9 protein-coding genes are annotated in these 8,260 nt (G+C 32.0%); 2 read left to right on the top strand and 7 right to left on the bottom strand.

Going from position 1 to position 8,260, the window contains the following annotated elements:
• Positions 1–393: 393 nt before the first annotated feature.
• Positions 394–564 (top strand): hypothetical protein, encoded by a 171-nt coding sequence (locus MHB70_RS30935; RefSeq protein ID WP_000766349.1) that lies wholly within the window; start codon positions 394–396, stop codon positions 562–564.
• Positions 565–1,143: 579 nt separating this feature from the next.
• On the opposite strand, the gene MHB70_RS30930 is transcribed toward MHB70_RS30935, so the two are convergent.
• The 6 genes from MHB70_RS30930 to MHB70_RS30900 form a co-directional block, all read right to left on the bottom strand.
• Positions 1,144–1,800, bottom strand: coding sequence for a MarR family transcriptional regulator (locus MHB70_RS30930; RefSeq protein ID WP_000162376.1), 657 nt, complete (start codon positions 1,798–1,800; stop codon positions 1,144–1,146).
• A gap of 193 nt (positions 1,801–1,993) precedes the next feature.
• Positions 1,994–3,460: a plasmid recombination protein gene (locus MHB70_RS30925; protein WP_341343752.1), complete on the bottom strand. Its 1,467-nt coding sequence runs from the start codon at positions 3,458–3,460 to the stop codon at positions 1,994–1,996.
• A gap of 473 nt (positions 3,461–3,933) precedes the next feature.
• Positions 3,934–4,182, bottom strand: a complete 249-nt coding sequence (locus tag MHB70_RS30920; RefSeq protein ID WP_001038661.1) for a hypothetical protein — start codon at positions 4,180–4,182, stop codon at positions 3,934–3,936.
• An 892-nt stretch (positions 4,183–5,074) separates the two neighbouring features.
• Positions 5,075–5,248, bottom strand: coding sequence for a hypothetical protein (locus tag MHB70_RS30910; RefSeq protein WP_154698719.1), 174 nt, complete (start codon positions 5,246–5,248; stop codon positions 5,075–5,077).
• Between the two features lie 322 nt (positions 5,249–5,570).
• The gene (locus MHB70_RS30905; RefSeq protein WP_061530607.1) at positions 5,571–6,320 is read right to left on the bottom strand and encodes a DUF4362 domain-containing protein; all 750 of its coding nucleotides are present in this window, start codon (positions 6,318–6,320) and stop codon (positions 5,571–5,573) included.
• Positions 6,321–6,556: 236 nt separating this feature from the next.
• Positions 6,557–7,078: a DUF3967 domain-containing protein gene (locus MHB70_RS30900; protein ID WP_061530608.1), complete on the bottom strand. Its 522-nt coding sequence runs from the start codon at positions 7,076–7,078 to the stop codon at positions 6,557–6,559.
• A 411-nt stretch (positions 7,079–7,489) separates the two neighbouring features.
• Between MHB70_RS30900 and MHB70_RS30895 the strand changes: the two genes are divergently transcribed.
• Positions 7,490–7,792 carry an antibiotic biosynthesis monooxygenase family protein gene (locus MHB70_RS30895; RefSeq protein WP_000599689.1) on the top strand — a complete coding sequence of 101 codons (303 nt, stop codon included), beginning with the start codon at positions 7,490–7,492 and terminating at the stop codon, positions 7,790–7,792.
• Between the two features lie 245 nt (positions 7,793–8,037).
• Here MHB70_RS30895 and MHB70_RS30890 read toward each other — a convergent pair whose 3' ends face one another.
• Complete coding sequence (locus MHB70_RS30890; RefSeq protein WP_000434818.1) at positions 8,038–8,238, bottom strand: cold-shock protein; 201 nt, start codon at positions 8,236–8,238, stop codon at positions 8,038–8,040.
• Positions 8,239–8,260 lie beyond the last annotated feature (22 nt).

The raw sequence follows: 8,260 nt of genomic DNA, 5'->3' as shown, positions 1-8,260 counted from the left end.
TACCCACACATATGTTACTACCCTTGCTCAAATACCTTAGACGAAAAACAAAATTTATTCTTAATCTCAAACCGAACAAAAATAGGTCTTTCTTAAATTAACATACTTTCTAAAAAATAGCAAATTTCAAAAATAAGTCCTTATGGTAATTAGCCACTAATAGTGGTTGCTGGAAAAAAAGTCAATATGATAGTCATCACAGCAAGAAGTTGCCAAAGGATCTCGACAATATCATTAGTTTGATTTTTTTCAGACATTCAACAACTAATAAAATTAGTTATTTTCGAGTTAAATTTCATTTCTGATAACGAATTTTACGTCAACTAACCCTTCTTGCTCTTTTTATTGTATGTAGTTAATATATTTATGGGTAAATTTAACAGGAGGGGTTCGATGAAACTACATGTAATTTGGGAGTTTATTTATATTATTATTCAATCCTTGAGAGGACATTTTGTTTGGGGTATACCTTTGTATGTATTCTTACTACCTTTGGCAATTATGATTGTTTTTTTATTAATTTCTCATAAAAAATCAAAAGGGAAAGAAGTGCTTCAGAATTAATTTTAAAATTCTCTGTTGAAAAAATACCTAGAAAAAAGAGCCATGTCAATTGCATTTACATGGCTCTTTTTATTTCTTTTCCCCTTGTTTTTGGGTGTGAGTGCTGGCTCGTCGTGTGGGGGCGAAACCCCACATAGCGTTAATTCCATATAGAAAAAGAAAAATACTTTAAACGGAAGAACTGGCGGTTCGGCTGGTACAATTGTTAATCCAAGTCGAGCAACTTAACCCCGTTTTTGGTCTGTTCGGCTTGGCGAAAGCTAAAAACCAGCCGAAAAAAGTTCCGCAAGGACAGAAAAAAAAGAAAAGGCGATAGCCTTTAGGTGAGAATTAACGAACCGACTTTTTTTCTGAAGGTGGAGATTTTTGAGCGTTATTTGCTCAAAAATACTACCTGTTCCTTGCGGAACTTTTAGCCTTATATATAAGAGTGAGAAGAGCAAAGTGAAGAAAGTCAGTAATATCAAGGGTTTATAAGACATGAGGTGTTAATTTTTTTTAACACCTGTGTTAATTTTTTTTAACACCTAAAAAATGTAAAAACACACATAAAAAAAGATGTCAATATAAAATCGACATCTAAAATAAATAAATTGGTAGTTTATGTTTTTTCTTATTACCTTCAATTTTGATATTACGTAGCGCTTTTGAAAAAATTTGTTGAGTTGCTCTATCAATATCATCTTTGGGTGAATTACATAATATATTAGGGTTAACAAACCAAGTTCTTGCTGAACAAGTCCTTCCATCTTCAGTTATTACACCTGTTTCTGCAACTCCTAAAACCCCTTTTTCAAGCAATTCATTCATTATTTTTGAAATAGAAGTCCTTGTTTTCCCTAATTTCTTAGCTAAATAACTAGGAGATGCCGTATTCGGTTTTATATCATCATCTTCATTTTTTTCAACAATGACATTTGATTTAAATTCTAGAAATCTTGAAATATCAAATAAAAACGCCTTTTCTGGTTGAGTTAAATAGCCAATTTCACATAAATAATCAATATTCTCTGTAATCATTTGGACAAATCTCACCCGATCTGTAGGTTTTTTCTTCTTCCCTATAAAATACTCTTCTCCACCAGACATTTTACTTAATACTTGTAGCATAATGACTCTTTCTTCTTCAGAAAGTCCACCACTACCTTCAAGCTTTTCATAAATACTATTAATTTTACTATCTCTTTCTTTTGCCTTTTTGTCAGCTTGTCCAAAATCAATAATTTTTTTTGTCATATCTAAGTTAATTCCTCCTTAATTGAGGGAATCAACAAAAACACCTATTTTTTGCTATTTGATTATAAATCAAATTATGATAATCTATAATCAGATAATTGAATTCTAGGTATTTTCGTAGAATACCCTATGAAAAGAGTCATGTTCCCGCATGGCTCTTTTTTTCATTCTATCACGTTTTCAATAACCTGGTTTACCGTTCCATATCAAATCCCTTATGTTTATTAATTTCTTTCTTATGTTCATTCTCAAAATAATTATTAATTCCCTTTCTATCCAAACTTTCTTTAACAAGCCCCCTAAACGCCTTAAATTTCTCTTTAAAGACTTTTTTTGTCTGTTGATATAAAACCCTTATGTTTGCCTGTAAATCCTTTATATGAACCTTTAACGAGCTTATTTCTCTATTTAATACACCAACTTCTTTTTGTAACTGACTTTTTTCTTGTTTCAACGTTCGATTCTCTTTCATCCATCCCTCTGCATGCACTTTTAAACTCTCATTCTCTTTTACAAAGTCTGTCTTTTTCAAACGCTCATAATCCTTTTTGATAGTAACCGCTGCATTCACTTGCTTTATTACTTCTTGATATTGTTCTGGTGATAACACATAATTTTTTGTCTGTTTCTTCGTAATCTCAGCTTTTCCAAACATTTTATCCTGTACTTCTACTACTACTTCTTTACGTAAAAATGAGATTTTAACAGGTTCATTTGGTACTTGATCCGTAGCACTATCTAATACTTTTTGCATTTGTTCTACTCTTTTTTCTAACTCTACCTGACGCTGGCCAATTAGCTGTAGTTTTTCACTTTCACTCTCTACTTGTTGTTTCACTATGTCTAATTCTTTTTGCTTATCAGTAACATCACTTTCCAAACTTTTTTTGATTACTTGTAATTCATTTGTTTTTTCTTCAACATTTTTTAAATCATGGTCAATCGTTTGTAACTCTGTTTCTTTTTCTTGTACCTGGTTTTCAATAGTTGACTTCGCTTCTGCATATTCCTTATATTGACGAACTTTCATGTACTTATGAGAGCCTACATTAGCACGTTCAAAATTCGGAATATGTTCTTTCGCTAATTGCTCAATATAAGCCGTTTCTAATGCTCTCCAATGTGCAATTAACTTTCTTCCCGTTCCTTCTACACCTTGTTGCTGCAAAGCTCTATCCATTCCGACACGCCTCGTTAATCCTCGACTACTTTCGAAATTCGGTACATAGTTAATATGTAAATGCGGATTCGCTTCATCATCATGTAAAACCATGTTATAAACCGCTAGGTTTGGATTTCTCTCTTGAAACGCCTCTGCATACTGTTTTAACGCTTCCTTTTTGGCTTCCCTATATTTCGAGTCATCTTTACCTTCCCCAATCGCCACGACTAATTCTCGTTGCTCATGTGTCTTATCATCTTTATGTATTTTGTCATAATAATCATCAATTTTACGGTCATTCCGTTTTTGTTTCTCGTTATACTTATCCACTGCTTCTTGAAAGACATCCTTGTATACACTTCGGATGTCCTTTTGAACAAAATAAATATTCTCATCTAACCTGGATGGATCAATACCAGGATTCCCATGAATATTTTCCCTGTTATTATGGCTCAATGAACTTTGGTAAGATTGATTAAATGAGATAGAACCCAACATAAAGAACCACCACTTTCCCTAGATTAATTGATACCATAAGTCTAGCAAAGCGACGAAATGATGTCAATTAACGTAACCCTATACTTATTTTGACGCTTTCGCATCAAAATCGATAGGGGTCTGCGACGCTTTTCGGCTTTGCCGATCCATGCTTAGCATGGCAAAAACCTCGGACTTTGTCCGAACCTACAAGGGGAACTCTTCCCCTTGACCCCATCAATCGAACTCCCCAACCCCTCAATCCTTGAGGGGCTCCCTCGCCGGTTGGCAGGAACAAACCGTGGTTTGTTCAGTGCCAAGAGGGTTTGGGTATCGTTCAGTTGGTCAAGTCAAATACTCCCTTCGCTCCGCTAGGTCCGTTTTGATTGACCAACACACGCAACCATCTCTACTTACATATCAATCTTTCTCTATAAAACACCCCGAAATAAAAAAATCCCTCAGATAAGCTGAGAGAACCCTTAAAATTTACATTATTTTTCTTTATTTGTTAGGTGATTAGATTTTTTAATAAGTTCTACTAATTCTTTTTCATAGTTAGTTTTATGTTTTAAATATTGAAGAAATCGAAGACTTACTAACACTAAGAGAAAATATAAAATGAACTTAGATATAAACCCCATAATTGGTAAAAGCATAGGTGTATAAAAAAAAAGTAAATTCCAAGGCATTACTATTAACAAAGATAATAATAAAGCTAACCATATATGATTTTTATTCAAGTATTTCCACCCTTTCGTGATAAGTACCTCTCATTACAAATTTTTCTAATACCAACTATTATTATATGTTCGACTTGGCTTCATATAGCCCTCCTGTATTTTTTATTATCCCCTTGTTTTTAGGTGTGAGTGCAATGGCTGGGGTGAAGCGAGAGAATAGCCCCTTATAAAAAATAAACATAATAATATTAAAAAACCGCTCAGTTCGTCTGAGAGGTTAATTTTTTTAAAAATACTCGAGGGTAAACTTTTGAATATTAGTTTACTTTTGTTTTCAATTCCCAAGTCAATATTAAATTAATTATTTGTGGTAAAATATGTATATAACGTTCGAAAAATAATAATAGAAAGGAAACTTAAATGAAACTCAAAACTTTAACAACTTGGAGTTTTAAAGACAAATTAATCTTTTTTCTTTGCTTTATTCTTCCTCTAATAGGATTTATTTATATCCTTATTAACAGAAAAAAATGGGATAAAAAAGAAACAAGTTTATATTTGTTATTTGCTTTAACAAATCTTTCTCTAACTATAACAGTAACATTTATTACTCGTGATTTTTGGATAGTCACACTACATTATATAATTAGCATAATATTGATCACTTATTTTATTTTCACTAAAAAAACAAGTAATATTAACCCTATTTAAACTAAAAAAGAGTCCTAAATTAATAGGACTCTTTTTCTTATTTTCAATGTAAACTTTTAAATATTAGTTTACATTCAAACCCCTTTAAGCATTAACTTCACGCCAAATTCCCTGATATCCTTAAAATCAACAACAAAAGTATACATTCAAAACACTGTAAATAATGTATTTATAGACCCTATAAAAAATTAAACATATTTACAAAATAAAAGACGACTTAAAAGCCGTCTTTTATTTTGTATTACAATTTATATGGATTATTAGTAATTTTCTTTTCTTTTTGTATCTGTAGTATTAACTGTTTTTTCTTTTCTTCAATCAACATAGTCTTTTTAAAAGTTAACAATGAAGCTATTTGTAGTAATATATAATATATTTTTAAATCAAAACTACTATTTGCAATAATATGATCCATTACTTATGATAAACCTCCCTATTTTACAAAAAATTACTCAGTTCTAATTATATATTATCAATATTAGATATAAATTTCTATTTAAACTATATACTTCACTAGTTACCATAACACCACTTATCGGTATTCAATGTATCTAGAAAAAACCCCTTCAGCAAGTAAGCTGAAGGAGAATGTATTGAATGAGATGACTAGTGGAGTTGGAAGTATAGGAGAGTATAAGAAAACCGCCTGTGATGGCGGTCTATTTTTAATATAGTAATGGAGTTCATGTAATCATCTTAAAAGTGCATCTTAACGAGGCGTATTAAAATATCTCGTTTTAATTTAACGCTTTTATGATGTTATCTACAAATATTTTATCGATTTCATGTCCTTGGTTTGTTTGTTCTGAATCCATAATTATTCCTAGTGATTTCTCTTTGTCAATCCACAAATAGTATGTTTGAGTTGTTCCACTTAAAAAGTGAACATTTACTTTGAAATTTGGCTTGTGTGTACTAGATGTATTTGAATGTTTATGCCCAATATGGGTAATAGCGTTCACGAATGCTCCAACATCAAATTGTTTTACGAATATGTAGGTCTTATTCCCCTCAACTTCAATAAATTCAATAGATTTATTTTTTATGGAGTGTACTCCTTCACCGTCCTTGGCTGTATTATGAAGTATAATACCATCTTCTGACTGTTCGCAATCTCTTAGCATATACGCCACACCATGTGTTTCTTGAGGAGTAACGAACTTCTTACAAATATCCTTTCTATTGTAGTTTTTGTACTTGCTAGTAAAAGTAAATTTCTCATCTTGATAAGTTACAGTTTCTAAACTCGGTACTTTTGCTTCCTCGTCAATAAAATAATTTTTAATTTGTATTTCGTCACTTTTTTTATCTTTTACATTTTGAAAAAATGTTTCAAATCGTTCTAGATTTCTAGATTTTTCTTTATATAAGTGTAAAACAATATCATTTTTGTTTGCTTCAGTGTTTGTCTCTTCATCGCCATTAATAAATACAGTTAAAGCAGCGATCGATAAGCATAATGCTCCAACAATTAATGTTTTCTTCAAATTGAGTTCCTCCCTAAAAGATATTATAAATTTAATCATAACAATAAATAACTATTCTTATTAAAAAACTTAGTACCTCGAATAGGTTAAGTTTAGATCACATATCTCTAATCAAGTGATTAATAAATATTCATGTAAAGTTAACATAACGTCCTATTATCAGTAGCCAAAAGAAGCTTACTCTTTATCTATTTTTAGATAAAGAGTAAGCTTCTTTTCCATTATTAAATCCTAATTTATTTACCAAATAGACGACTCCAAAGTGATTTCCTCTGTTCTGAAGCTGCTATTAGACGTTTGCTATCCTGTATTTCTCTTAATACTTGCATTAATTGAACATCTCTTTGTTCTTCTCTTATTATCCTTTGAGCATCAGTTTCCTGTAAAAGTTTACTTTGTTGATCCAATCTTTGAATTAACTCTAAATTAAGTTGTTCTAATCGTTCTATACGTTCTGATAATGCTTTTATCTGTTCTGTATCTGCTACGCTATCTGTAGCAACAGTTGCTATCTCATTTTCTTCAGTGCTTGTTATTGCTAGATTTATAGCCTGTTCTAGCGTTACGTTCTTCTTGTTCATAGCTGTTACTAGCCGTTCTATGGTTGCTACATCTTTATGATAAAAAATTCTAGAATTATTATTGCCGCGCTCGAAAGGATACCCGACTTCCTCCAGGGCAAGGCAATATTTACGTAAAGTACTTGAGCCAATCCCTAAGTTCTTCGCTACCTCAGATCCCCAATAAGTTTGAGCCATGTTTTTTCCTCCCTCTGTTCTAAGCTGTTCTTCAGTTGCTATATAGTGTTTTCCTTCTTTAAAAAGGTAACACCTTTTTTTTCACATTTAAAGGAAAGTTTTCAACTGTCTTTTGAAATTTTCTAAAGCAAAGCACTATAGATAACCCAATCACTTTTTATACAAGATTTTATGCAAAAAAAGAATAGCGGGGATCCCTAGAATCCTCGCTATTACAACGATGTATAAAATCCTGTATACCAAATAAACAGACAAAAAGAGAAGAATCCCTATCAATACAAGGATTCTATGAAAATCTTGCTACCGATAATGAGACGTTATGTTAACTTCACGTGTATATGTTATACATCAAAATTCCTCATCCAGCGTTCCCCCACATGATACAATTAAGAAAAGGGGGAGAACTTCAAAATGATTTTAGAAGCTGTCATGTTGCAAATAAAAGACGGTATGGAGACGGAGTATGAATCAGTATTTAAGCAAGCATCCTCAATCATCTCTTCCATACCAGGATACATAAATCATGAATTACAACGCTGTATGGAGCAGAAAGGAAAATATTTGCTCCTTGTGCAATGGGAAACTTTAGAAGACCACACGATAGGATTTCGTCAATCTGAACAATATCAAGAGTGGAAAGCATTATTGCATCACTTTTATGATCCATTTCCAACAGTTGAACACTTTAAGCCTGTAGAGTTATCACGAAACTGAACTTGACCCTCTATTAATACTTGAAAAGTAACTTCCAATAACCAAAATTATGTAAATAAGCTGTCCATATGGACAGCTTATTATTTTTTTGCTTAGCGTGTTTTTTTCCAAAATGCTGGCGATACCCCTAAAATCTTCTTTTTCATTAAAAGTTAAGCACCTCAAATCCCCTTAAAAAGTTGTATTCGAAATATTATAACAAAATCAAAAAAAGACCCTACAAGAGGGTCTTTTATGAACTAATATTAAGCTTTTTGAACATTAGTAGCTTGTAGGCCACGTTGTCCTTTTTCTACTTCAAACGTTACACTTTGTCCTTCGTCTAAAGATTTGTAACCGTCGATTTGGATAGCTGAGAAATGTACGAATACGTCTTCTCCACCTTGACGCTCAATGAATCCAAAACCTTTGTCTGCATTAAACCATTTTACTTTACCTTGTTCCATAATTGTTGCCTCCTAGTGTGGG

This window comes from Bacillus sp. FSL M7-1020, from assembly GCF_038050415.1.
In the GTDB taxonomy this organism is placed as follows: Bacteria; Bacillota; Bacilli; order Bacillales; family Bacillaceae_G; genus Bacillus_A; species Bacillus_A toyonensis.
This window is presented reverse-complemented; position numbering and strand designations above follow the sequence as displayed.